General features: G+C 61.1%; 21 protein-coding genes. 13 read left to right on the forward strand and 8 right to left on the reverse strand.

All coding sequences use genetic code 11. The features are described 5' to 3' along the window. Nucleotides 1–9: 9 nt before the first annotated feature. From HDF15_RS18110 to aspS, 3 genes are all read left to right on the forward strand, one after another. On the forward strand, nucleotides 10–309 hold the full coding sequence (locus tag HDF15_RS18110) for a DUF1778 domain-containing protein (RefSeq protein ID WP_184258047.1): 300 nt from the start codon (nucleotides 10–12) through the stop codon (nucleotides 307–309). A gap of 335 nt (nucleotides 310–644) precedes the next feature. Further along, a complete protein-coding gene (locus tag HDF15_RS18115; protein ID WP_184258048.1) occupies nucleotides 645–1,250 on the forward strand; it encodes a DUF1287 domain-containing protein in 606 nt (201 codons plus the stop codon). 25 nt (nucleotides 1,251–1,275) lie between these two features. Next, nucleotides 1,276–3,132 (forward strand): aspartate--tRNA ligase, encoded by a 1,857-nt coding sequence (gene aspS / locus HDF15_RS18120; RefSeq protein WP_311733142.1) that lies wholly within the window; start codon nucleotides 1,276–1,278, stop codon nucleotides 3,130–3,132. Between the two features lie 578 nt (nucleotides 3,133–3,710). Here the strand turns inward: aspS and HDF15_RS18125 are convergent. The 3 genes from HDF15_RS18125 to HDF15_RS18135 form a co-directional block, all read right to left on the reverse strand. After that, complete coding sequence (locus tag HDF15_RS18125) at nucleotides 3,711–4,103, reverse strand: tautomerase family protein (RefSeq protein WP_184258049.1); 393 nt, start codon at nucleotides 4,101–4,103, stop codon at nucleotides 3,711–3,713. 156 nt (nucleotides 4,104–4,259) lie between these two features. Next, nucleotides 4,260–5,102: a rhomboid family intramembrane serine protease gene (locus HDF15_RS18130; protein WP_184258050.1), complete on the reverse strand. Its 843-nt coding sequence runs from the start codon at nucleotides 5,100–5,102 to the stop codon at nucleotides 4,260–4,262. Between the two features lie 9 nt (nucleotides 5,103–5,111). Next, nucleotides 5,112–6,617, reverse strand: coding sequence for a M20/M25/M40 family metallo-hydrolase (locus tag HDF15_RS18135; protein WP_184258051.1), 1,506 nt, complete (start codon nucleotides 6,615–6,617; stop codon nucleotides 5,112–5,114). 155 nt (nucleotides 6,618–6,772) lie between these two features. Here HDF15_RS18135 and HDF15_RS18140 point away from each other — a divergent pair, with 155 nt between their 5' ends. From HDF15_RS18140 to HDF15_RS18150, 3 genes are all read left to right on the forward strand, one after another. After that, nucleotides 6,773–6,979: a hypothetical protein gene (locus HDF15_RS18140; protein WP_184258052.1), complete on the forward strand. Its 207-nt coding sequence runs from the start codon at nucleotides 6,773–6,775 to the stop codon at nucleotides 6,977–6,979. Further along, nucleotides 6,972–7,385, forward strand: coding sequence for a carboxypeptidase-like regulatory domain-containing protein (locus HDF15_RS18145; protein WP_184258054.1), 414 nt, complete (start codon nucleotides 6,972–6,974; stop codon nucleotides 7,383–7,385). The genes HDF15_RS18140 and HDF15_RS18145 overlap by 8 nt, the downstream gene beginning before the upstream one ends. A 98-nt stretch (nucleotides 7,386–7,483) precedes the next feature. Beyond that, on the forward strand, nucleotides 7,484–8,806 hold the full coding sequence (locus tag HDF15_RS18150) for a DNA polymerase (protein WP_184258056.1): 1,323 nt from the start codon (nucleotides 7,484–7,486) through the stop codon (nucleotides 8,804–8,806). Nucleotides 8,807–8,808: 2 nt separating this feature from the next. Here HDF15_RS18150 and HDF15_RS18155 read toward each other — a convergent pair whose 3' ends face one another. Next, on the reverse strand, nucleotides 8,809–9,297 hold the full coding sequence (locus HDF15_RS18155) for an RDD family protein (protein WP_184258058.1): 489 nt from the start codon (nucleotides 9,295–9,297) through the stop codon (nucleotides 8,809–8,811). A 232-nt stretch (nucleotides 9,298–9,529) separates the two neighbouring features. Between HDF15_RS18155 and HDF15_RS18160 the strand changes: the two genes are divergently transcribed. The 6 genes from HDF15_RS18160 (at nucleotide 9,530) to HDF15_RS18185 (ending at nucleotide 14,923) form a co-directional block, all read left to right on the forward strand. Further along, nucleotides 9,530–10,507: an ABC transporter ATP-binding protein gene (locus HDF15_RS18160; RefSeq protein ID WP_184258060.1), complete on the forward strand. Its 978-nt coding sequence runs from the start codon at nucleotides 9,530–9,532 to the stop codon at nucleotides 10,505–10,507. Nucleotides 10,508–10,573: 66 nt separating this feature from the next. Next, a complete protein-coding gene (locus tag HDF15_RS18165; RefSeq protein WP_184258062.1) occupies nucleotides 10,574–11,380 on the forward strand; it encodes an ABC transporter permease in 807 nt (268 codons plus the stop codon). A 42-nt stretch (nucleotides 11,381–11,422) separates the two neighbouring features. After that, a complete protein-coding gene (locus HDF15_RS18170) occupies nucleotides 11,423–12,520 on the forward strand; it encodes a sensor histidine kinase (RefSeq protein WP_184258064.1) in 1,098 nt (365 codons plus the stop codon). Next, nucleotides 12,517–13,140 (forward strand): response regulator transcription factor, encoded by a 624-nt coding sequence (locus HDF15_RS18175; protein ID WP_184258066.1) that lies wholly within the window; start codon nucleotides 12,517–12,519, stop codon nucleotides 13,138–13,140. Before HDF15_RS18170 ends, HDF15_RS18175 begins: the two co-directional genes overlap by 4 nt. Nucleotides 13,141–13,142: 2 nt before the next feature. Beyond that, nucleotides 13,143–13,961, forward strand: a complete 819-nt coding sequence (gene gluQRS, locus HDF15_RS18180) for a tRNA glutamyl-Q(34) synthetase GluQRS (RefSeq protein ID WP_184258068.1) — start codon at nucleotides 13,143–13,145, stop codon at nucleotides 13,959–13,961. Nucleotides 13,962–14,287: 326 nt separating this feature from the next. Next, complete coding sequence (locus tag HDF15_RS18185) at nucleotides 14,288–14,923, forward strand: hypothetical protein (protein ID WP_184258070.1); 636 nt, start codon at nucleotides 14,288–14,290, stop codon at nucleotides 14,921–14,923. Nucleotides 14,924–15,179: 256 nt separating this feature from the next. Here HDF15_RS18185 and HDF15_RS18190 read toward each other — a convergent pair whose 3' ends face one another. Then, the gene (locus HDF15_RS18190) at nucleotides 15,180–17,546 is read right to left on the reverse strand and encodes a DPP IV N-terminal domain-containing protein (protein ID WP_184258072.1); all 2,367 of its coding nucleotides are present in this window, start codon (nucleotides 17,544–17,546) and stop codon (nucleotides 15,180–15,182) included. A 120-nt stretch (nucleotides 17,547–17,666) separates the two neighbouring features. Between HDF15_RS18190 and cysS the strand changes: the two genes are divergently transcribed. Beyond that, nucleotides 17,667–19,151 carry a cysteine--tRNA ligase gene (cysS, locus tag HDF15_RS18195; RefSeq protein ID WP_184258074.1) on the forward strand — a complete coding sequence of 495 codons (1,485 nt, stop codon included), beginning with the start codon at nucleotides 17,667–17,669 and terminating at the stop codon, nucleotides 19,149–19,151. A gap of 198 nt (nucleotides 19,152–19,349) precedes the next feature. Here cysS and HDF15_RS18200 read toward each other — a convergent pair whose 3' ends face one another. The 3 genes from HDF15_RS18200 to HDF15_RS18210 all read right to left on the reverse strand — a co-directional run bounded on the left by HDF15_RS18200 (nucleotide 19,350) and on the right by HDF15_RS18210 (nucleotide 23,662). Next, nucleotides 19,350–20,303 (reverse strand): DMT family transporter, encoded by a 954-nt coding sequence (locus tag HDF15_RS18200; protein WP_184258076.1) that lies wholly within the window; start codon nucleotides 20,301–20,303, stop codon nucleotides 19,350–19,352. A 74-nt stretch (nucleotides 20,304–20,377) separates the two neighbouring features. Next, on the reverse strand, nucleotides 20,378–23,107 hold the full coding sequence (locus tag HDF15_RS18205) for a TonB-dependent receptor (protein ID WP_184258078.1): 2,730 nt from the start codon (nucleotides 23,105–23,107) through the stop codon (nucleotides 20,378–20,380). Nucleotides 23,108–23,290: 183 nt separating this feature from the next. After that, nucleotides 23,291–23,662 carry a hypothetical protein gene (locus HDF15_RS18210; RefSeq protein WP_184258080.1) on the reverse strand — a complete coding sequence of 124 codons (372 nt, stop codon included), beginning with the start codon at nucleotides 23,660–23,662 and terminating at the stop codon, nucleotides 23,291–23,293. Nucleotides 23,663–23,700 lie beyond the last annotated feature (38 nt).

Genomic DNA, 23,700 nt, shown 5'->3' on the forward strand with positions numbered 1-23,700 from the left:
TCTGTAGACATGAGCGCTCCAGCCCCAGCACGCAAGCCCCTCGGTGTTCGCGCCACTCCGGAGCAGCACCGTCTACTCACGGAGGCTGCGGCCCGCGAACATCGCTCAGTCAGCAGCTTTGTCCTGGATGCCGCGATCAAAGCAGCTACAGCCGGGCCCAGGGAACTGCCGCCACCCCAATATTCAGAAGAGGAAGCCGCCGCCATCCTGAAAGAAGCTCAGGCAATGTTCCGCAAGAGTAATGTCTATGGGCACGATCTCGTCGAGGAACTCTTCGCGGAACGTCGCGCGGATGCTGAGCGTGGCTAGTATCGCCACAGAAGCGTCATCCTGAGCGAAGCGTCCCAGCCTTTGGGGACGCGGAGTCGAAGGACCCCGAGGGTCGTCGTCTTGCCTTCACTCTTCGCACCTTTTCCACCTCAAACGCTCGAGCCTGAGCTTTCGGGGTGGAAAAGGTCCCAACCTCTTGGGCAAGATAAAGTCCCTCGAGGTCCTTCGACTCCGCACCTCGCAAAAAACGCGAGGCGCTACGCTCAGGATGACGCCTTCGTGGGCTGAACAAGAACACAGGAAGACATCTATTTTGCCTGGTTCTGTTCGAATTTTCATTCGCCCTCGTTCCTATTTCCACTAAGCTGCTTTTCATGTACCGCAGAAGCTTTATCAGCGGCCTCTTTGCCACGGGTCTGCTTCCCGCGCTTCCCTCGAAACCCGGCCCCCGCCTCGCCCAGGCCGCACGCAATCAGGTTGGAGTCACGACCGGCTACGACCCGCATTACCTACGCATTCCCTACCCCGGCGGCGACGTTCCCCGCTCAACCGGCGTATGCGCCGATGTCGTGGTCCGTGCCGGGCGCGATGGCCTGGGACTCGATCTGCAAAAGCTCGTCCACGAAGACATGCTGCGCGGCTTCGCCGCCTACCCCCACACCTGGGGCATGACGCATCCCGACAGCAACATCGACCATCGCCGCGTGCTCAACCTGGAGGCCTTCTGGCGGCGCACAGGCTCTGAACTCTGGCACTCCTCCGGTGCAGCCGCGGGCAATGCCTTCCCCTCACCCCTTGCTCCCGGCGACATTCTCACCTGGCGGCTCAACGCACGGTTCCCGCATATCGGCATCGTGGTCGCCGACAGCCTGCTCAGCACACGCGTCGTGCACAACTGGGGCAACGGTGCGGAAGAGTCCTCCCTCCTCACTTTTAGCCCGCATCGCGCTATCGGACACTATCGCTGGCCGAAGGCGTGACAGTCTTTCGTACAATAGATAAATTGTGACACTCGACTTTTTAGGCAACCTGCAGCGCACCCATATGTGCGGTGAGCTGCGCTCCTCCGACGCAGGCACAACCGTAACCCTGATGGGCTGGGTCAATCGCCGCCGCGACCACGGCAATCTCATCTTCCTCGACGTGCGCGACCGCACCGGCATTACGCAGATCGTGCTCGACAAGGAAGCCTCCCCCGAAGCCCACGCGAAGGCCGAAGCCGCGCGGTCGGAGTACGTCGTCGCCGTTACGGGCAAGGTGCGCGTGCGCGGGCAGGGGCTGGCGAACCCGAACATGGTAACCGGCGACATTGAGGTCGTCGGCAGTGAGCTGCTGCTGCTGAACGAGGCGAAGACGCCTCCGTTCTCGCCTGCCGAAGACGCCATCGCCAACGAAGAGGTGCGGCTGAAGTACCGCTACCTCGACCTGCGCCGCGTCGAGATGCAGAAGAACTTCGCAGTGCGCTCGCGCGTTGCGATGGCTATCCGCAACTTCCTCGTCGAACAGGGCTTCCTCGAGATCGAGACTCCCTTCATGACGCGGTCCACGCCCGAGGGAGCACGCGATTACCTCGTACCCAGCCGCGTACACCCCGGCCACTTCTATGCGCTGCCGCAGTCGCCGCAGATCTTCAAGCAGATCCTGATGATTTCGGGCTTCGACAAGTACTTCCAGATCGCACGCTGCTTCCGCGACGAAGACCTCCGCGCCGACCGCCAGCCCGAGTTCACCCAGATCGATCTGGAGATGACCTTCCCGCGGCAGGAGACGATCTTCCGCGTGGTCGAAGGCTTCCTGCAGACCGCGTTCAAGGCCGCAGGCGTTGAACTGGGCAATCAGCAGTTCGTGCAGATGACCTACGACCAGGCCATCGCCAGGTACGGCATCGACAAGCCCGACATGCGTCTGCCCGCGATGGTCGATCTCTCCACCGAACTCACGGCTGAGCTGCGCGAGACCTTGAAGGTTGATCCTGCGTTGCCGGTGCTAGGCTTCACCATCCCCCGGGTGGGCGAACTCAGCGGAACCGCCCGCAAAGCCCTCGTCAATGAGATTCGCGGCAGCTTCGGCGACTGCGGGCTCGACTTCCTCGACGTCTCCCGCCTGCGGACGAACGAGGCTTTCGTGCCCCTCGCGGAGGCGATTGCCGCGAAGCTTACCGCCGAGCAGATCGTCTTCAACGGCGAGAACTTTACCACCGAAGACCTGGCCGTCGTTATCACTCCGAAGCCCGGTACTCCTGCCAAGTGGAACCACGATCCTCAATGGATCTGGAAGCGCGTTGGCGCGCTGCGCCTGGAGCTCGCGAAGAAGTACGCCGACAAGCACGGCCTCTTCACGCAGACCGGCACCGCCGCCGACTTCAAGTTCCTCTGGGTCACCGACTTCCCGATGTACGAGTGGAACGAGGAGGCGAAGACCTGGGACGCAGCCCATCATCCCTTCACCTCACCGCACGAGGACGACATCACCAGCGGCCGTCTCGTGAACGATAAGGGCGCGGTCCGCGCACTTGCCTACGACATCGTGCTCAACGGCACAGAGCTGGGCTCGGGATCGATCCGTATCCATCGCCAGGACGTGCAGGCGGAGATCTTCCGCTCGCTCGGCATGACCGACGAAGAGGCCAGGGCACGCTTCGGATTCTTCCTCGATGCGCTCGAGTACGGCACACCGCCACACGGTGGCATCGCGCTGGGCCTCGACCGTATCGTCATGATCCTTGCCGGAGCCTCATCGCTGCGCGAGGTGATCGCCTTCCCGAAGACGGCCAAGGCCATCGATCTGATGGTGGACGCGCCTACGCCAGTCAGCGAACAGCAGATGCGGGAGTTGAGTCTGAGGACGGTAACGAGGAGCTAGCGACAGATCAGGCACTTTGGGTCTGCCAACCATCATGAGAGCAAATTTCCTGTTACTGGGAAGCTGAATCGGGCGTGCAGCACCGTTTTTCTGGGGAAAAACGGTCATAAATGTCGCGGTTTCGCTATACATCTACAGGAAATTTGCTCTAGGGCATGTCCTCTAATTGTTATTTTGGGTTAAAGATTGAGCCGTGCACATAGCTTGCTGTGGCTCGGAGCGGAAGGGCACGGCTTCAGCCGGGCCGTACAAGTGAAACCGCAGCCCTCTTCCTCTCTGCCGAAGGCTGGAGCGAAGGCGTAGCCGGAGCGACTGAATTGCTTTTTTCGGTGCCGCCAAAACTGTGCAAGGCTCGCCAGGGATGTATCCGTGGCTGGGGTGGGCGATTTCGCCACGACCAAAGAAGGCAATTCAGTCGTTGTGCCCTGCGGGCTTCACTCCAGCCTTCGGCAGAGAGGTACGGGCCTTCGACTCGAGCTTTTACGGCACGGTTGAAACCGTGCCCTTCCGCTCCGTGCCTCAACAAACTGTTTGCACGGTTCGATTTCGCTTCAGAAGCAGTTTAACGACTCACCGGACTAGGCGGTTGCGACTGGTGGCGCAAGCCGGCCGCCCCCGAAGGAGCTACTGGCGCGATCAATCTCGCCGAAGAACACCATCACATCGTTCGGATCAGTGCCGGCATCAGCGAGCGCTTCGACCAAGGTTGCCAGCAGACGCGTCTTCCTGGCGGTGTCAGTCCCGGACGACACAAGAACCTCGATCATCAACATCTTCTCTGTCCGGGGTTTTGGCAAACCGGGATAGTTGAGATCGACTTTCAGGTCGTCCGGCTCAAGACAAAGAAAACGTTGGAACATGTCGTCCTCGGGATATCCCGCTTTGACGCTTGCTGCATGGATGGCACGAGAGATTGCATTTTTTTCGTCAGCGGTCCTGCCCGCTTTCATCGTCACAGTAAACAATGGCATGAGAATCTCTCCATGAGGAAGAATGCAGAGCTGGGCATTCCGGCCTGGCCGAGCCTCTGATCCTGAATGAATTCAAAGTGCTTTTAGCTGAGGATACCGGACGGCTCGAATGTGATTGTCTTCGAGCATCAGCTCGCTATTCCAGTACTCAACGCTTTAGTTCATCCACCGCTTATCGTGCGGGTCCCGCGCATTTCCATCGGGATCGATATATCTCCCGCTCGGGTCGATGCTTACATCCTTGCCCTGCTCGCGCATGTAAACCGCAAACTTCTTGGCAGCGCGGCGACGCTTGGCGCGATAGCGGGAGTTGCGTATCCGGAACCACTTCTCCGACACGGCAAAGTTCAGTCCGCGCTTCGGCGCAAGCATCAGGTATCCATAGCCGCAGAGCGCCGTGCATAGTGCCGTAAGGGCGCCGAAGCGGTCACCGCCGATCAGCGCGATCACGAGATAAAACAGCAGGTAGATCGCTACCAGGTACTTGGCCTTGAGCTTGAAGATGAAGTTGAAACGAATCTCTTCATTCGCATGAAAGCGCGCATACGCCAGCATGATCGCGAGCACGGCAGGCCAGAGCCCTGAGGCCCGGTGGGTGATATCGAAAGCCGGGACGTGCGGTCCCAGAACATAGGCAATCATGGTGATCAGCAGGCCGCCGCCGATCGTCGCGACCAGGAAATACTCCTTGAACCAGCTCGATCCGCGATCGTCCTCCACCGCTGAGCCAAAGAACCAGATCGACAGCAGGGCCAGCAGCAAGCTGAGAATGCCGTCCATCATGAAGGGCCAGCTGACAAGCTGCCAGATCATGCCATGCCGCAGATCATCCGGGTGCAGCATGAGATGGTCCATCAAGAGTGCTTCAACCGGCCGCAAAAAAAGCGCCAGCGCCAGCATTACGAAAAAGGCGATCAGCGTCGTCAGGATGATCTGCCGCGTGACGCCGCGAAATGGCGGCAACGCGAGCATAATGGGACTGTTCGAACGAAAAGCCATGCAACTTCCTTACTGCCGTGCGGGCAGGGGCGGTACGGGTAGAGAACGATGTCCGGCCGCATCGACGGAACGGACGCCGAAGAGCACATTGTCCTTACTGACATTCAGTTGGATGCGCGTCGCCGATCCTGCGTTCTGTACATACGTCCAGAGCATGCTGGCCGAGTCGCGCCACACCACCTCATAGGTCGTGCCCGGGGGTGCAAAAGCCGGAGCCTCCCAGACCAGTTCGCTATTGTTGTCGAGCGCCGTGGTCAGCACGCGTACATGCTGCGGCTCACCTGGCGCCGAGGCCAGCGTGGCGAGCATCATCGAGTTCATCCGCGCAACGTCCGCCACGTAGTTGAAATCGACGAACTTGAGCAGATCGCCGTACTCGACGCCGCCTTCCGTGCGCAGCGTCTGGTGCTGGTGATTGAAGTTTTCGCGCCACTCGGTAAAGCGTACTGCCGCAAAGCCTTCGCCGTTGAAGCTGGTATGGTCGCCGCCGCGCAGATAGCGGTCGCGGCGCAGAATCAGCACAGGGTGAAACGGCGGCACCAGCAGCACCGCATGACTCCGCGCCATGCCCGGACCGGCGGGCGGAGCATGGCGAGCCGTCGACTTGAAGTACGCGGGAGCAAGCTCTGCGACCTGGCGGGCAAGTTCGCGCGAGGGAGAGTCATTCTCGGCTCCCAGGGAGAGAATCTGCCGCTGCTGCTCGGGCGTCGCACTCGCCGGTACGCCCTCGGAGAAGACGCGCACCGCGGTCTTGTCCTGCATGAGTTCGCCCGGAGTGGTGTCCCCACCGACGATATCGTTATTCAGCACGGCCACCAGCGGCCAACCCTGGGCCTTCGCAAGTTGCGCCAGGTGCTTGGAGCCATTCAGCCCCTGCTCTTCCCCCGCAACTGCAACGAAGACGATGGTCCCCGGCAGCTTGAGCCTGGACAGCGCCCGGGCCGACTCGATCGACACGGCTACACCGCTGGCGTCATCGTTCGCTCCGGGGGCGGCGGAATGCGAGTCCATCACATCCGTCACGCGCGAGTCGTAATGGCCGGTGACCAGGACCCAGGGCGCGGCCTTATCGGCGGACGTGCCCTTCAGGATCGCGTAGACATTCGTCAGCTTCGTCGGCTTCGGGATGCGGGATTGCGGCCCATTGCCTCCCGGCTCCGTGAACTCGTCACGCTTGACCTCGAGGCATCCGCCGCACTGCGCGGAGATGGAGCGAAACTCCGATTCGATCCAGTCCGCCGCCACGTTGATCCCCTGCCCCGCCGGCAGATCGGTATCCATGCTGGAGAGGGTGCTGCGCGTACCGAAGCTGACCAGCTTCGCGATGTCCGTCTGAACATGGGCCGGGGAGATGCCGGCAAGCGCGGCGGCGATGGCCGGATCGGCCGAAGGAGCTCCGACTGGGGTTCCAGTGGCCATTGTCTGGCCCCCTGTCTGGCCCCCTGTCTGGGCCCCGCAAACGACGGTTGTGGCCATGCCAAAAAGCATGCCTCCGATGCCTAACATCCGGTTCATTCGTAATCTCCGTCTCATCTTCCAGCCAGCCGTCCACACTAAGGTGTTGACGAGCCGCAAGCGTCCCGCTAGAACTAGTGAAAGCTGCTTTGGCAGCCGCTGGCTCCATCGTACAAGGCGAAGGCGGCTCGAAACTATGGCAGGGGGAGAGGTTTATGTCAGTCGTATGCCCAGAATGCGACAATCCGCTCGATATCGACGCGGAAGATGTCGAAGAAGGTGAGATCATCCAGTGTGATGAGTGCGGCACCGATCTAGAGGTCGTCTCAAGCGATCCACTGGAGATTGCGCCAGTGGACGAGGAAGGTTATGACGATGAGGATGATCTGCACGGTGATGATAACGAGGATGAGGATGAGTAAACCCGGTGCCTGGCGCCGGGCGATTCTTCCACTCAGCCTCAAACGAAACAAGCTTGCTGTAGTCGGTCTCGCCATCGCGTTGGGCATCCTGCCAGCCGGTATGGCGCTTCGCGGCACCATGGCAGCAGCGCAACAGCACGGCCCTGTACAGAGGCTTGTAGAGGGCAAAGTCGAAACCAAGGACGGTGCGGGCGTCAAAGGTGCCATCGTGTACCTGAAGGACACCCGGACCCTTGCCATCAAGAGCTTCATCGCCGACGATGCTGGCAGCTTCCGCTTCGGACAGCTTTCGACCAGCACCGACTATGAGATTTGGGCGGAGCTCAACGGCAAAAAATCCAAGACCAAGAGCATCAGCTCCTTCGACAACAAGAATTATTTCAACTTCACCTTGCTGATCGGTTGAAGCCTACACGTTGCCATCCGGCCTGTGCCGGATGGCCAGCGCTGTAGATTTTCCTATAAAAGCGAAACTTAGGCGAATATAATCGCGTAAGTGATCCTATGGCTGATGCCGCCCATCCCGATCTCTTCAGCTTCCTGCATATCGACCTGAACTCCTTCTTCGCCTCGGTCGAGCAGCAACTGCATCCCGAATATCGCGGCAAACCTACGGCAGTGGTGCCCACCATGGCCGAGACCACCTGCTGCATCGCTGCCAGTTACGAGGCCAAAGCACGCGGCGTCAAAACCGGGACGCGTGTCAGCGAGGCGAGGCGGCTCTGTCCGGATATCATCTTCGTCGACGGCGACCATGCCGAATACTCCAGGTTCTCGCACGCCATTGCGGCTGCGGTCGAGGGGGTCTGCCCGGTCGCACATACGCCCTCCATCGACGAGATGGTCTGTCAGCTCATGGGCCGCGAGCGCCAGCCTCCCGCCGCCCGCCAGATCGCACTCGCCATCAAGCAGGCCATCAAGGACAACGTCGGCGAGACGCTGCGCTGCTCCATCGGCATGGCGCCGAACCGCTATCTCGCCAAGATCGCCAGCGACATGCAGAAGCCCGACGGGCTCATCGGCCTGTTGCCTTCGCAACTGCCACGAGCCCTCGCGCACCTGCCGTTGCGCGACCTTCCCGGCGTCGGCGCGCGGACGGAGGCCCGGTTGAACGCTAAGGGCGTTCACACCATGCCGGAGCTGCTGGCGCTCGACCGCAACGGCATGCACAAGCTCATGGACTCGGTGTGGGGAGACCGTATGTACCACTGGCTGCGCGGGCACGATACCGGCGACAACGGCGCGCCGGTCCCGAGCGAGCTCCAGAAGTCGCTCGGCCACTCCCACGTGCTCGCCCCCGAACATCGCTCGCAGGAAGGGGCCTGGGCCGTCGCCCACAAGCTGCTGCATAAAGGCGCCATGCGGCTGCGGATGGAGAAGTTCTACACCAGTTCCCTCTCGGTAACGATCAAGTACGCGCTCACACGCGAGGAGACCGCACGAGTCTCTAAGACGAAGCAGCATACCAGCGGCATTCAGCACGCGGGCTGGGGCATGGAGGCGCGCTTTCGTCCCTGCCAGGACACCCTGTCTCTGCTGGAAGCTCTGCAGGGCTGCTGGAAGCAGCGGCCCCAGGAAGATCTGCACCAGAAGCCATTCTTCGTCGGTGTCACGATGCGCAACCTCATCCCCGAGGACGAGATGCAGACGATGCTCTTTGAAGAGCCGGGCAATCGCTCGCAGCTCTCAGCCACCATGGACAAGCTGAACCTGAAGTACGGCCACACCACCCTGCACTTCGCCGGCATGCTGGCAGCGAAAGATTCGGCACCCACGCGTATCGCGTTTACGCAGATTCCCGTGCAGTATGGAACCGACTGGATGTAACTCTACTTTTCGGGGTCGCCGGCAGGAGAAGACCATCGCGCCAGAGGCTTCCGCACGTACACCACAATCGTCTCGGCAATACGATCATGCACACACTGACGATTGCGGTTGATGTAGTACTGCACGAAGCCAAAGCCACCTTCAAGCAGCGAAGCACCATAGCCCAGGGCACGCTCGATCGACTGCCACCAGCCGACCTCTTTGTGCGTCAGCGACATCACCCGGATCCCCATCAAATACTTGCCCGGGGTCTGCCCCTTGCCCAGCTTCAAAGCCACCCCAAAGTACAGCACAGACTCTGCCAGCTCCACAATCTTGTGCTCCCCCTCCATCATGAACCAGCCGAAGGTGCCTGCGGCAGCCTCATCGGAGCCGTGGTGTCTCAGAAAACCGAGCGGCGCCCGCAGGATGGCCACAATCAAAAAATCGATGAGGAGCGCCCAGCCACGACGGCGAAAGCTCGCCAGCGGCAACCCATCGAGTTCATCCATCCGATGCGTCTCATGCGCACGGAAACTCCGCTTCTCGGTTAAGCGTTTCAGGTTTTTCAGCATGCTATCTACTTTAGCCGACACTTAACCGGCTTACGTGACACTTTTCGTAAACGGCGACAATCTTGAAAAGAGCCACATGACAAACGTCACCTTGCTTTGCTGACGACACTCACTGCCTTTTGATCTCGCGCACTTCGATACTCAGTCCTGTAATCCCAAGGAGTGAGCGATGAACGTCATGGCAGCATCCCCCGAAACCAGACAGGCTACCAACTCCCAAGACACCGTTGCTTCCCTGGGCAACATCACCAAGCGCTACAGCAACGGCGTAGTCGCGCTCGATGGACTATCCCTCTCCCTGCGGCGCGGCGAGATCGTCGCCCTGCTGGGACCGAACGGCGCAGGCAAGTCCACCGCCGTAAAGCTGATGATGGGCCTCAGCACGCCGACAGCGGGAGACGTCCGCATCTTCGGCGCAGACCCTCGTAATGCTGCCGCGCGCATCCGCACCGGAGTGATGCTGCAGGTGGGCCGCGCCCCCGAGATGCTGCGCGTCCGTGAGCACCTCGCGATCTTTCGCGGCTACTACCCCAACCCGATGCCCTACGCCGAGATCGTCAAGGCCGCCGGTCTGGAAGGGATCGAGGCTCGCATGTTCGGGCAGCTCTCCGGCGGCCAGAAGCAGCGCGTGCTCTTCAGCATGGCGCTCGCGGGCGACCCCGACCTCATCTTCCTCGACGAGCCGACCGTTGGGCTCGACATCGAAGCCCGGCGCGGCATGTGGGCGCAGATTCGCGAGCTCGCGGCTCGCGGCAAGACCGTGCTGCTCACGACGCACTACCTCGAAGAGGCCGACGCACTCGCGCACCGCATCGTGGTCATCAACAAGGGCCGTGTGGTGTGCGAAGGCACACCTGCCGAGGTGAAGTCGATGGGCGCAGGCCTGTCCAGTCCGAACGACACGAGTCCTGGCGTAAATGGCGTAAAGATCATCCGCTGCGTGACTACGCTTACCAGCGAACATCTGCTCGCGATGCCCGGCGTCTCGGCTGTCGAACCGCATGGCACGCTCACACTCATCACCAGCACGCAGCCCGAGTCCACGCTGCGCGAGATGCTGGCGCTCGACCTGCAGCTTCACTCCCTCGAAGTACAAAGCCCCGCACTGGAAGACGCCTTCCTGGCCCTCACCGCAGACCCCTCCTAGCTCATCTCCTCAAAGCTCGACGCTCAAAACCAACCCCACGACAGCCAACGCCCCACGGAGAACACCATGTCTACCACCACTCTTTCCGTTTCCACCATCCCCGCCAACGATCTCATGCGCAGTCTTCCTATCTTTGCCCGCGAGGCGCGCTTCGAGTTCGTCCGTCTGCTGCGCACACGCACCTTCTCCCTCTCCGTCATCGGCTTCCCGGTGATGTTCTACATCCTCTTCGGCCTGCTGATGAACCGGGGAGAGAGCCTGGGCGGAATCACCGTTGCCAAGTACATGCTGGGCGGTTACGCGGTCTTCGGCCTGGTCGGCGCTGCGCTCTTCGGGATCGGCGTGGGAATGGCCGGGGACTTCAGCGCCGGCTGGCTGGAGCTCAAACGCGCCAGCCCCATGCCCCCGTTGGCCTATCTGCTGGCCAAATGCTGCACTGCAATGGCCTTTGGAGCCATCATCGTCAGCCTGCTTACGGCGCTGGGCATCGTCTTCGGGCACGTCCACCTGACGCTCGACGAGTACGCCCACATGATCGCCTTTAGCCTGGCCGGTGCTATCCCTTTCGCCAGCCTGGGCCTGGTCGTCGCCCTGATCGTGCCCTTCAACTCCGCACCCGGCATCGCCAACCTCATCTACCTGCCGATGAGCTTCTGCAGCGGCCTGTGGGTTCCCTTCCAACTCCTGCCGCACGCGGTGAAGGCGATTGCCCCCTTCCTGCCGACGTATCATCTGGCGCAGCTCATGCTCGGCGCACTCGGCGCGCCCTCCTCCGGTACTGCCAACAGCCACTGGTCGAACCTCCTGGGTTTTACCCTGCTGATGCTCGGCATCGCGTGGATCGCCTTCCGCCGCAGGGAACAGAATGCATAGCTGGAATTTGCCGCCGCGCGGCGTAAACTTCAGAGGCACATCATGATGAATGAGAAGTCCATCTCGGCACGGCAGAAACCTGCTTCGGCGTTGCTCTGGCTCTCGTATACTGCCTTCTTCTTCATACAGCCCGTGGTTGAACCAAGCCTGCGTCTGTGGCTCGGGACCCTTACCCTGTTCGTGGTCTTTCTCGTTGTCTTCTCCATCTACATACGCACCGACAGCGAGACATGGCGTCGCTGGATGATCGCGGCCACGTTCGCGATAGGGCTGGCGTCTTTTCCGTGGAACGGCGGTGCTTCAACTTTCTTTGTCTATACCGCTGCCTTTCTCCCCTTCAGCGTGGCGACGACAGGATGGGTACTCACCTTCTTTTCCCTTGAGGCATTCAGCATCCTCGGTGAATCTTATTGGTTTCACCTTCACTGGCAGAATGCAGCCTTTGCAATCTTTCTTCTGCTGGTCATTGGCGCTGGCAATATCTTCTTCGCTGAGCAGAGACGTGCTGACTGCAAGCTGCGCATGGCCCACGAGGAGATCGAAGCACTGGCCGCCCTTGCCGAACGCGAGCGCATTGCACGCGACCTGCATGATGTTCTGGGTCATACTCTGAGCCTCATCGTCCTGAAAGCCGAACTGGCCGGAAGACTCGTCGAGCGCGATCCGCAACGCGCAGCCACAGAGATCGGCGACGTTGAACGCACGGCACGCACAGCTCTCGCCGAAGTGCGCGAGGCCATAGGGGGCTACCGCGCACGGGGACTGGCGGCTGAAATCGAGACGGCTCGCCGTACTCTCGATGCCGCCGAAGTTACGCTAACCGTTGAGAACGACATGGGCAACGCGAAGCTGACCGCCGCCGAAGAGACCGTGCTCGCCCTGGCGTTGCGTGAGGCCGTCACCAACATCGTGCGTCATGCAAAGGCGAAGAACTGCCGCCTGCGTTTTGTCTCCGAGGGCGGAAGGAGGAAGCTCCTCGTTGAGGATGATGGAGAGCACGCACTGGTTCGCGAAGGCAATGGTCTGCGCGGCATGCGCGAGCGCATAGAAGCGCTGGGAGGCAGTCTGCGCCTGGAACGCGAACGCGGCACACGGTTGTTTATCGAGCTTCCATTGCGCGCTGAGGGTGTGGTCTCGTGAGCGTAGCGGCTAAAAAAATACGGGTCCTGCTCGCCGAAGACCAGACCATGCTGCGCGGCGCGCTCGCCGCCCTGCTCGAGCTCGAATCCGATATCTGCGTGATTGCCCAGGCAGCCAATGGCCGCGAGGCCCAGCGACTCGCGCGCGAGTTCACACCCGACGTGGTCGTCACCGATATCGAGATGCCCGAGATGACGGGACTCGAGTTCGCCGCCGCGTTGAAGGAGAGCGAGTCGAAGTCGAGAGTCATCATCCTGACCACCTTCGCGCGGCCCGGCTATCTGCGCCGCGCACTCGATGCCGGAGCCCGCGGCTATCTGCTGAAAGAGCGTCCCGCGAGCGAACTTGCCGAAGCCATCCGCCGCGTTCACGCCGGGCTGCGCGCTGTCGACCCGGCACTGGCCGCCGAGGCCTGGAGCGCGGACGAAGATCCACTCAGCGAGCGCGAACGCCGCATCCTGCAACGCGCCGGCGACGGCCGCTCCTCTGCCGAGATCGCCGCCGAACTGCGGCTCTCGGAAGGCACTGTGCGCAACTATCTCTCCGAAGCCATCGCCAAACTCGGTGCGGCAAACCGTGTGGACGCCGCTAGAATTGCGCGGTCGCGAGGCTGGTTGTAGCCATGGCCCCGCAGTACATTGGCCGCCTCGCGCCTTCACCCACGGGCCTGCTGCACCTGGGCCACGCACGCACCTTCTGGATCGCCTATGAACGTGCCCGCGCCGCCAACGGCCAGCTCTGGCTGCGCGACGAAGACCTCGACCCGCAACGCTCGCGCGCAGACTTCGCGGCAGCGATGCGCGAAGACCTGCATTGGCTCGGCATCGCCTGGGACGCGGAGATGCGCCAGAGCGAACGCATCGCGCTTTACCGGGAGGCGATGGAGAAGCTGCTTCGCGAGGACTTCGTCTATCCCTGCACCTGCAGCCGAAAGGATCTACAACAGGCCATCCAGGCCCCACACGAAGACAGCGAGGATGAACCGATCTACAACGGCCGCTGTCGATTTACCGCCATACCAAAGACAGCGCTCGCACCGAACACCAACTATCGCTTCCGCGTTCCCGACGGCGAAGCCCTTCGCTTCATCGACGCACACACCGGGCCGCAGAGCTTCCTCTCTGGTTGCGATGCGAATGCGGACTTTGGCGACTTTCTGGTTTGGCGCAAAGATGGCCTGCCCAGCTATCAGCTCGCGTGCGTGGTAGACGATGCCGCGATGGGCATCACCGAGGTGGTGCGCGGGCGCGATCTGCTCAAGTCGACGGCGCGACAGATCCTGCTGCAACGCGCTCTCGGGTTCACAACTCCGGACTACTTCCACTGCGACCTGATGCGCGACGATACGGGCGTCCGTCTTGCCAAACGCCACGATGCTCTGAGCCTGCGCGCGATGCGCGAGGCTGGTTTGTCGCCGCAGGATGTACGTGAGCGCTTTTAGGGGTATTTGGAGAAAGTGCGCCTACCTCGAGGCGAACCGCCTTTGCTGTTGCTGTTGCTTGTTCTTCGTCGTCATCCTGAGCCGTAGGCGAAGGACCCCCGAATCTGTGGTGGCACCAAGGCACAGGTGAAGACTACGAGATCGTGCTCGAACGCTCTTGGTGGGTACGTCCGTCTGTGGCAGCACCAATGCGGGGGTCCTTCGCGTACCGCTCAGGATGACGGCGAAAGACAGACAACGACAAAACTCCCGCCACTCTTCCCATTCTGACCCCAACCACCCACCTCTTCCCCCGAAACTGCATCTCACCCGGAGTGAGGTGAGACATGCGTAATGCTTTCAAAGCCGCAACCATCCTATGCGCGGCGACACTCCTATCGACCGGCTGCAAAAAGACCGCCGACAACACCCTCAACTACAAGAGCGCTATCGACACCTACTACGTAGCGCACCCTTCCTGCCTCTGGCCGCAGCCCATTCAGTTTCCTGCACAGGTCAACACCTCCGACAGCAGCAAGACCGCTCCCTATGACGCGCTCTTCGACCAGGGTCTTCTCACGCGAAACGCCAGCGAGAAGAAGGTGCTCATCGTCGCGACCAAACGAGTCACCAACTATGACCTGAGCGATAAGGGACGCAGTGCGTGGACGGCGGACACGACTCAACCGGGCTTCGGCAACTTCTGCTATGGACACCGCACGACACAATCGATCGACAGCGCTTTGCCCAACAGCGGACAGCCGGGTGCGACGACCCAGGTGAGCTATCACTTCGGCTTCTCAGGCGCACCCGTATGGGCACAGGCCGCGGAGACGCAGAATGCCTTTCCACAGGTAAAAGACGATCTCGCGAACGGCAGCGCAACCGCCACCCTCATCGATACCAACAATGGATGGCAGGTTCAGCCCCCGGCAACAAACTCTCAGCCGGTTACAGGAGCAGACGGCAAGATCGTCGAATAGTGGAGATGGGCTAATGAAGAGGGAAGGGTTAGCAGCTAGGACCTTCTCGAATCTAAGCCCCGAAGGGGCGACGCCATACCAGCTCAGGGCGTAGCCCTGGGATATAGGCCAAACAATTGCTGAGCCCTGAAGGGGCGATCTATCGTGCTGCCACCAATAGGTCGCCCCTTCGGGGCTTAGTCTCGTGCCAATACAGAATGACTACTTCATCCCCCTGCATACAATTTGCACTTATAAAATCGCTTCCTGCGCTGCCCTACTCGCTATCCTCCGACGGCCCGTACATCGTACGAATAATCTCCGACCACGGCTTCGTCTCATAGTTCTCCGGAGGCACGCCTCCCGCGAGATTGCGCACAAAATAATCCCAGCGGCGGCGCATCACATACGGCGTAGCTTCGCCGTAACCGTGGTGCGCATTCGGAATCATCAGAAGATCGAAGTTCTTGTTCGCCTTGATGAGCGCATCGACGACGAGCAGCGTGTTGTTCATCGGCACGTTGTCGTCCATCGTTCCATGCGTCAGCATCAGGTGGCCCTTCAGGTTCTTCGCGTAGTTTTCGTTGGCCTGGGCATCGTAGTTGCTCTTGCCATCGGGCGTGATTACTTCGAGGCCGCCCCACTTCTCGTCCCAGTCGTCTTCATACTCGCGATTGTCGTGGTTGCCGCTCTCGGCCCAGCCCACCTTGTAGAAGTCGGGATAGTGGAACATCGCATTCACAGTGGCATTGCCTCCGCCGGAGTGTCCCCAGACGCCCACACGATCGAGGTCGATCCAGGAGAAGCGTGACGCAAGCTCCTTGATCCCCGCAACCTGGTCGGGAATCGTATCGTCCGAGAGGTCCGCCGCCGTCGAGGCGTGCTCGTCGTGGAAGCTCTTGGAGCGGAACGGCGTTCCCAGAGCGTCGATGCAAACTACGACGAAGCCCAGGTCGGCCAGCGATTGGTTGTCGAGGTGTGCCGCCGAGAAGCTGCGCGCGCCGCAGGAACCCGTATAAGGCCCCGCATAGACGTAGTTCACAATCGGATACTTCTTCGTCTCGTCGAAGAACGTCGGCTTCCACAGAAAGCCGTAGAGCGGCGTCTGGCCGTCGCGCGCCTTCACCGTAATCGGAGTGGGCGGCTTCCATCCGGCAGCAAGAAGTTGCGAGATATCCTGGTGCGCCAGCGTTACCAGCACCTTGCCGGTGTTGTCGCGCAGCACGGCGGTCTGCGGCGTCTGCACGGTCGAATAGACATCGACAAACGTGCTGCTATCCGGCGACGGCGTGATGACGTGGTCGGCCATCTCCGGCGTCAGCAACTGCTGATGCTGGCCGTCGAAGTCCGCACGATAGTACTTCACAAAGTAAGGATCGTCCTCCTTCTCTTTGCCGGTCGCCAGGAAGTAGAGCACGCGGTTCTTCGTATCCACCTGCGACAATTGCGTTACCGGGCCTTCGCCGTGCGTGATCTGGTTCTTCAGCTTGCCCGTGGTCAGGTCATAAAGATAAAGCTGGCCCCAGTTGTCGCGCTCCGAGTACCAGACAAACTCGTTGGACTCCGGCAGATAGTGCCAGCTCACCTTGCCCTGGCCCGACTCGTAGTACGTCGGCACATGCTCGTGGTAGACCTCCCGCACCGCGCCGGTCTCCGTATCGGCCACCCGGAACCACGCGTCCTTGTGGTCGCGTGAGCTGGAGACAAACGCAAGGTGCTTCCCGTCAGGTGCGAACTGGACGTCGTCCCAGCCCGAGCCGCCGCTGCAGCTTACGTCGTCGCAGATGGTGCTGCGGTGCTGGTCGGGCGGCATCTTCAGGCGCGTCACCCTGGCCGTATCCACGTCGATGACTACCCGCTGGATTGTCGTCACATCCTTATCCCCGGCCAGCGGATACTTCCACTCGTCGAGCTGCGGGTGCCGGTTCGTGACGGGCACCAGGTACAGGCTGCCCGTCTTGCGCTGGTCCTGCTGGAAGGTCGCAAGCTTCTTCGAGTCCGGCGACCATACGACGATCGGAGCGTCGGAGTGCGTCCAGCCGGCGTTGTCGGTGGCGTAACCGAAGTCCTTTACGCCGTCTCTGGTGAGCTGGCGCTCCTCGCCGGTAGCTTCCACCCGCACCCACAGGTTGTTGTCCCGGATAAATGTCGCGAGCTTCTTGTCGGGCGAGAGATCAAACGGAACTTTGCTGCCGGCAGGCTTCGGAGCGGACACCGCCGTGCAGGCCGCAGCCGCCGCGTCGCAGTGGAACTTGTTCCAGCCCAGGTCGACGGTAAAACCGCCGCCAGCCACATCGGGCGTATAGCCGGTCACCCCGAGGTGTTTGGCCGAAACCGCCCGCTTGCTCACCGCGGTCAACGCCGCGGCCAGTTTGGCATTGTCGAAGGCCGGGGCCTGCGTCCCGTGGGCCGGGTCGGCGAGCCTGTACACCACGCCCTCCGTGTCCGGATCGCTGTAAAAGACGCGGCCATCGGGCAGATACTCGATGCCGCCGAGGGTGTGATGCACCAGGCTGTTGACGTTGTATGCCATCCACCGCTCGGCCTGAGCGTAATCGTGGGCCGTGTAGACCTGCTGTGCGGCGAGAGGGAAAGCGGTAAGAACGAGGGCTGCGGCGAGGAGCGAAACGGGGCGCGTAGGCATAGTGATCGAGATAAGGGTACCGCGACAGGGCTCTTCAGCTAAAATCAAAGAGCAGCAAACACAGCAGAAAGCAGCCTGCGATGTGGTGCAAATTCCATATCCAGCGGCACCCAACGACGCGTGGCCCTCGAACTCTTCAATACTCTCTCCGGAAAAATCGAACCGTTATTTGCCTCTGACGGACACGCGCTGCGCTTTTATTGTTGCGGCCCCACGGTCTATGACTACGGTCACATCGGCAACTTCCGCACGTTTCTGCACGTAGACATGCTGCGCCGTACCGCGCGGCTCTACGGCATGGGCCTGCACCACGTGATGAACATCACCGATGTCGATGACAAGATCATCCGCAATGCCGGCAACGCCGGCCTGCCCATCGGCGAGTACACCGCAAAGTTCGAGCGCGCCTTCTTCGAAGACATGGACGCCCTCGGCGTCGAGCGGCCGGAGCAGATCGCGCGCGCGACCGAGAATATCGGCGACATGGTCACGCTCATCGAGCGGCTTGCGGCCCAGGACATCGCCTACAAGGCCGAGGACGGCTCGTGGTACTTCCGCATCGCGCGCTTCCCGGAGTACGGCAAGCTCTCCAAAAAAGACTTTGAAGGCATTGAAGACGGCGCACGAGTCGACGTCGATGAGTACGACAAGGACGCCGCCCGCGACTTCGCTCTCTGGAAGGCTACCAAGCCCGGCGAGACAAGCTGGGACACCGCCCTCGGCAAAGGCCGCCCGGGATGGCACATCGAGTGCTCCGCGATGGCCATGAAGTACCTCGGCGACAGCTTCGACCTGCATGCCGGCGGCGAAGACCTGATGTTCCCGCACCACGAGAACGAGATCGCCCAGAGCGAGTGCGCCACGCATCAGCCGTTTGCGCGGCACTGGTTCCACGTCCGCTTCCTATTGGTCGAAGGCAAGAAGATGTCGAAGTCCGAGGGCAACTTCTACACCCTTCGCGACCTGCTACTGAAGGGCCATCGCGCCTCTGCGATCCGGTTTCTGCTGTTGAGCGTGCCCTACCGCCATCAGCTCAACTTCACTTTTGACGGTCTTACGGAATCGACCAACGCCGTCGAGCGCCTGCGCACGTTCTACACCCGGATTCGCGACGGCAAGTGGCCGGAGAGCGCTCCTGCGGATGACAGCGTCGCTGCCGCCATTCGCCTCGGCGATGAGAAGTTCACCGCCGCCCTGGGAAATGACCTGAACACCGCCGAAGCCCGGGCCGCGATCTTCGATGTGCTGCGCGCAGTCAACAGCGCCGCCGACCAGTCGAAGCTGACCCGTACCGATGCCGACGCGATGCTGGCCCTGCTGGCAAAGTTCGATTCGATCTTCGCGGTGCTCGAAGACCACGATGCCGAGCTCACCCGCGCCGCCATTGCCTGGGCGGAGTCCGAAGGGCGCCTCGGCGAGGCCGACGCCTCCCTGCTCGCAACGCTGAGCCTGAGCGACGCGGACATCGACGCCCTGGTCGCCGAGCGTACGCTGGCCAAGAAGCAGCGCAACTTCGCCCGCGCCGACGCCGTTCGCAATGAGCTTCTCGAAAAGGGCATCCTCCTGGAGGATTCGAAGGATGGCGTGCGCTGGAAGCGGAAGTAGCAGGCAGGCTACAGGTAGGTTACTTGTGCAAGCCTCTGTTGTTGCTTGTTTTTCGTCGTCATCCTGAGGCGTAGCCGAAGGACCACCGCATTTGGGTGTGGCGACGAACTGCAGGGGTAGCCCCAATGCGGGGGTCCTTCGCCGATGGCTCAGGATGACGACGAAAAACGAATAACGACAAGGGTTAGTGACAGCACCTTACTCCACCGCGTCGCCCGCCATCCCCACGATCTCTCGCTTCGTTCGATTGACCCGGCTGAGCACCACAATCGCCACCCCACAGACGACTACCGCCATACCCAGGATCTCCGTCTTCGCCAGCCGCTCATGTAGAAACAACACCCCGAGCAGCACAGCGATCACGGGATTTACGAACGCATAGGTTGCCACCTTCGTGACCGCGACGTTTTGCAGCAGATACGTAAAGGCAACCAGGCCGAACAGCGAGCCGAAGATCGACAGGTAGACGACCGCTCCGAAGCCGGGCCACGTCCACACCATGCGATGCAGCCCCCCGCTCCCGATTGCGACCGCCGCATTGAAGAGGCCCGCCGCTCCGATCTGCCATCCTGTGGCCACCAGAGTGTCCGCCTTGAAATGGAATCTTCGCGACAACACCGAACCAATACCGAACGACAGCGCCGCTCCCAGCAGCACCAGCACGCCCAGCAGCGGTCTTGAATAGCCTGCCAGAGCTGCCCCTCGATGCAGCGACGGCCATACCAGCATCACGATGCCGAGCGTCCCCAGCAGCGTGCCTGCCCATCCGCGCTTATTCAGCGCATCGCCGCCGGGCAGCACCATCTCCATCAGGGCAATCATGATCGGCATGGTGGAGACAATCAGCGACGCGAATCCCGAGGGCACCATCTTCTCGCCCCACGTGAGCAACATGTTGTTGCCGGACATGAAGAGCAACCCCACCAGCACCAGCTTCCACGCCTCCCCCTTCGGCACGCGCAGACTCTTCTTCCTCGCCAGGCAGATCAACAGGATCACCAGCGTCGTAACCAACGAACGCGCGCCCGAGACCACCGGCACGGGCAGATGCTCACCCGCAATATGGATCGCCATATAGGTCGATCCCCAGAACAGATACACGCTGGCAAAGGCCAGCAGAACCAGGGTGGATTTGGGCAGCTTGGAAGACATTTCCTTTCCATGCTACGGGACAAATGAAACGGCCGCCCAGTGGGGCGGCCGTTTCTCTGTCGCAATACAACGGCTTAGAAGTTGAACGAGATTTCCCCTGTCACTGTGCGCGGAGACACATAGTGCGTGCCCGAGAACGTCGAGAGGAAGTTATAGAGTGCGTACTTGTTGGTCACGTTGATCGCCGTCACACGGGCGCCGATCCTGTAGTGTGCGTCATCGCCAAAGTGATAGACGTTGTCGTCGCCCAGGGCCATGTCGAACAGGTTACGCGAAGCAACACGGGGCGGATTGTGGTCCGCATCCTCGGTGCCGGGCGCGGGGATCGTAACCAGCTTGGACGAAAGACCGGCGGCACTGCAGCTCTGGAAGCCCTGTGTCTGCGTGGCTTTTACACCGTTGCAGGTCAACCCGGCCTGGAACTGCTGGTCTGCATCCAAACCGCTCAGGTCGATGACCTGTTGACCATTCGGCAGTGTGATGGAGGTGCCGTCGCAGTCCGTGTTCGAGTCCTGCGCAGCCGTTGTGAAGCACGGCACGGCACCGGCAACAAGACCGCTGTCGAACTTCCAGTTGAACGAGTAATAGAGGCTCTTGCGGAACGGCATCTTGTACTCAACATGCGTCGTCTCGTTGAACTTCTCGTCGTGATCGATGCGGAACGGCACTGAATCCGCCGCGGTGATCGTGCTCGTCGGAACCGCACCCACGCCGCCAAGCTGCGGGGTGAAGAAGCGCGCCGCCACCGAGGACATGGTGACGCGTGCCGACAGGCCCTTGACCTCAGTCAGAGTGCCGCTGACAGCGACGCCCGGAATCTTCGAGTTCTGCCATTCGATGGGGAACGTGATGGGCGTTGCACCCAGCACGCTGAAGTCATACGCGTTGTGCGTGTACTTCCAGATGTACTCGCCGTCGATAACGAAGTGACGGCCGATACCCTGCTGCAGGCCGGCATGGAACTCGTTGCGGAAGCCGGGGTTGAACGGCACCGCAATGCACGAACCATACTGGTTCGTGAAGATGCCGTTGAGGACGGGATCGAGGCATCCCTGGCTGGAGAGCACAAGGTTCTCGTTGAAGGGTGTCTCCTGCGTACGGGCGTACGAGACGCGCAACACCGTGTTCGTCTTCTTGACGTTGTAGGAGATGCCGGCGCGGGGCTCAGCCTGACGCTGGATGCTGAGACCGTTGTAGAAGTCGCCACGGATACCGGCATTGAACAGCCAGTTGCCGATGGTGATCTGGTCCTGCGCGTAGAGTGCAAGCTGCTTCACATCGGTCTGGCCGTGCCAGGCGTAGAACTTGCCGCCACGCGTCAGGTCGAAGGGAAAGAGCACAGGGTTGAAGTTCGGGTTCGGATTCGCGCAGAAGCCTGGGTTACCGGGAAGCGGGTTGCCGCTTCCATCCAGGCACGGGGCGTTCAACGTGGGATCGACCAGGGCAACCTGATCGTTCTCACGCAGGAAGGTCTGCGCATACATGCCGCCGATCTTCACATTGTTGATGCCCTTCACATACGACCAGTCGGAGTGCACACCGGCGTTGGTCAAAGAACGCTGCTGCGCCACGCTCTCCTGCTGCAGGTTCGCAGGTCCGAGATCCGACAGAGGATTGTTGCTCGGATAGTAGTTGTACGCGTCGCGACGGATGTAAGGACCGAAGTTGAAGACGCTGTTCGCGCCAATGGTGCGGGTATAGGTAGGCGCCACATCCAACGTCTCGATCTTCGAGCGCTGATCGGTCACCGAGGGGTTCTCGCCACTCTGCACGAAACCGAACTGCGAGTCGAAGCTGTTCGGCGTCTGGAACCACGAGCGCGTGTACTGGACGTTGGTGTGGACCGAGCTCACGTTGCTGAGCTGATAGTCGAAGCGATCGAAGAAGTTCTCTTCGTTGCCCTTGTCGTGATACACGGCAAACTCCGGCGCGTCGAGGAAGCGGCCAGACTCAAGCCCGTTAGCCGCGATAAAGTTGCCCCAGTTCTTGCCGCCGTAGGCGAGATCGAAGGCGAGGTTGCCGGAACCGAACGTTCCGTACGAGAGGGTGATAGCACCGGTCGGCTTCAGCACACCCTGGCCTGAACGGGTGGTTGCCTTCACTACGAGGCTGGTCTTATCGCCATACTCAGCCGGGGGAGCGCCTTCGATCACCTCCAGGGACTGCACAGCCGCTGCCGGAACCTGGTTGGAGAAGACCTTGCTCTGCTGATCGGTGATGGGCTGGCCATCGATGTTGAACGAGTTCTCCGCGTGGTCTCCGAGGCCGTGCATCAGGCCGTTGGAGTCTGCCGCAACGCCCGGGGAAGCCAGCGTGACGATCGAGCTCAGCTCGGACGAGGCGCTCTCGAGCGGCAGGTGATCAATCATCGAGCGGTCGATGTCGGTGTGCGCCGTGGGGTCGTTCTCTACCAGGTCGGAGGGAGCGTCGACATCGACACTGGTCGTCGAACCGGCCACCTGCAGCTTGACCGGAAGCGTGATCTGCACTACCGAGTTCACCTGAACAAGCTTATTGAAGGCCTGGAACCCGCTGCCCGTCACACCCAGGCGATACGGGTTGAAGGGGATATTGACGAAGCGAAACTGTCCGGTTGAATCGGTCGTTACCGTGCGGCTATAGCCGCTTACCGGGTTGGCCAGAACAACGGTGGCATTGGCTATGGCAGCGCCGGTCGAATCGGTCACGGTGCCGGCGATGTTGCCGGAGGTGCTCTGGGCAAGTGCCGCACCGGCGGCGAAAGCCATCAACAAGCCCAACACAAACGTGACGGCAAATATTCGAGGAAAAGGGGATCTTTGCATGAAAACGAAACTCCTGTCTGTTGAAACGCAGACTCCGGACATCGCGAGATGCGGTCCGTGGTCTTCTGCCGCGCGGGTTGGCGTGGGAGAAGAGCCTCTGAAGGGAAGATGACGCCAGGGGCGCTTAGCCACACTCTGATTCAGGAGCGCAACCATCTTCGAAAGTCGAAAAGGATGAAAGGACTAGAGAGTTTTCAGAGCAGGAGGGGGCCTGCTGAACATTGCAAAGTGCCACTGACTGACCGGCACATGGTCGATCGCCGTCGCCAGCCTGCATTCCAGCAGCACCAGGCCAACCGGAGCGAGATGGGAGTCCACCGGGAGCGACAGATGCATCGCGACGCAGAGCGGGCAGTTGATCTCCCCGCCTGGAACCTGCGAATCGTCGGCTGCGGAGCCTACCTGCGCTGCGTGATGCGGCAGCCAGTCGCCATGAACGTGTGCCGCCTGGGCAGAGCTGGTAAAGCCGAGCAGCAGAGCGCACAGAAGAGCCAGAACGCGCAGCCAAGTAGGGTGCGCGGGGGCATTCGCTCCGCGTTTGATTCGTTTCGTCAAAGGATTGCTGGGCAGCGGTGCGAGACACCGCTCTCCCT

Source organism: Granulicella mallensis (assembly GCF_014203225.1).
Classification (GTDB): domain Bacteria; phylum Acidobacteriota; class Terriglobia; order Terriglobales; family Acidobacteriaceae; genus Granulicella; species Granulicella mallensis_A.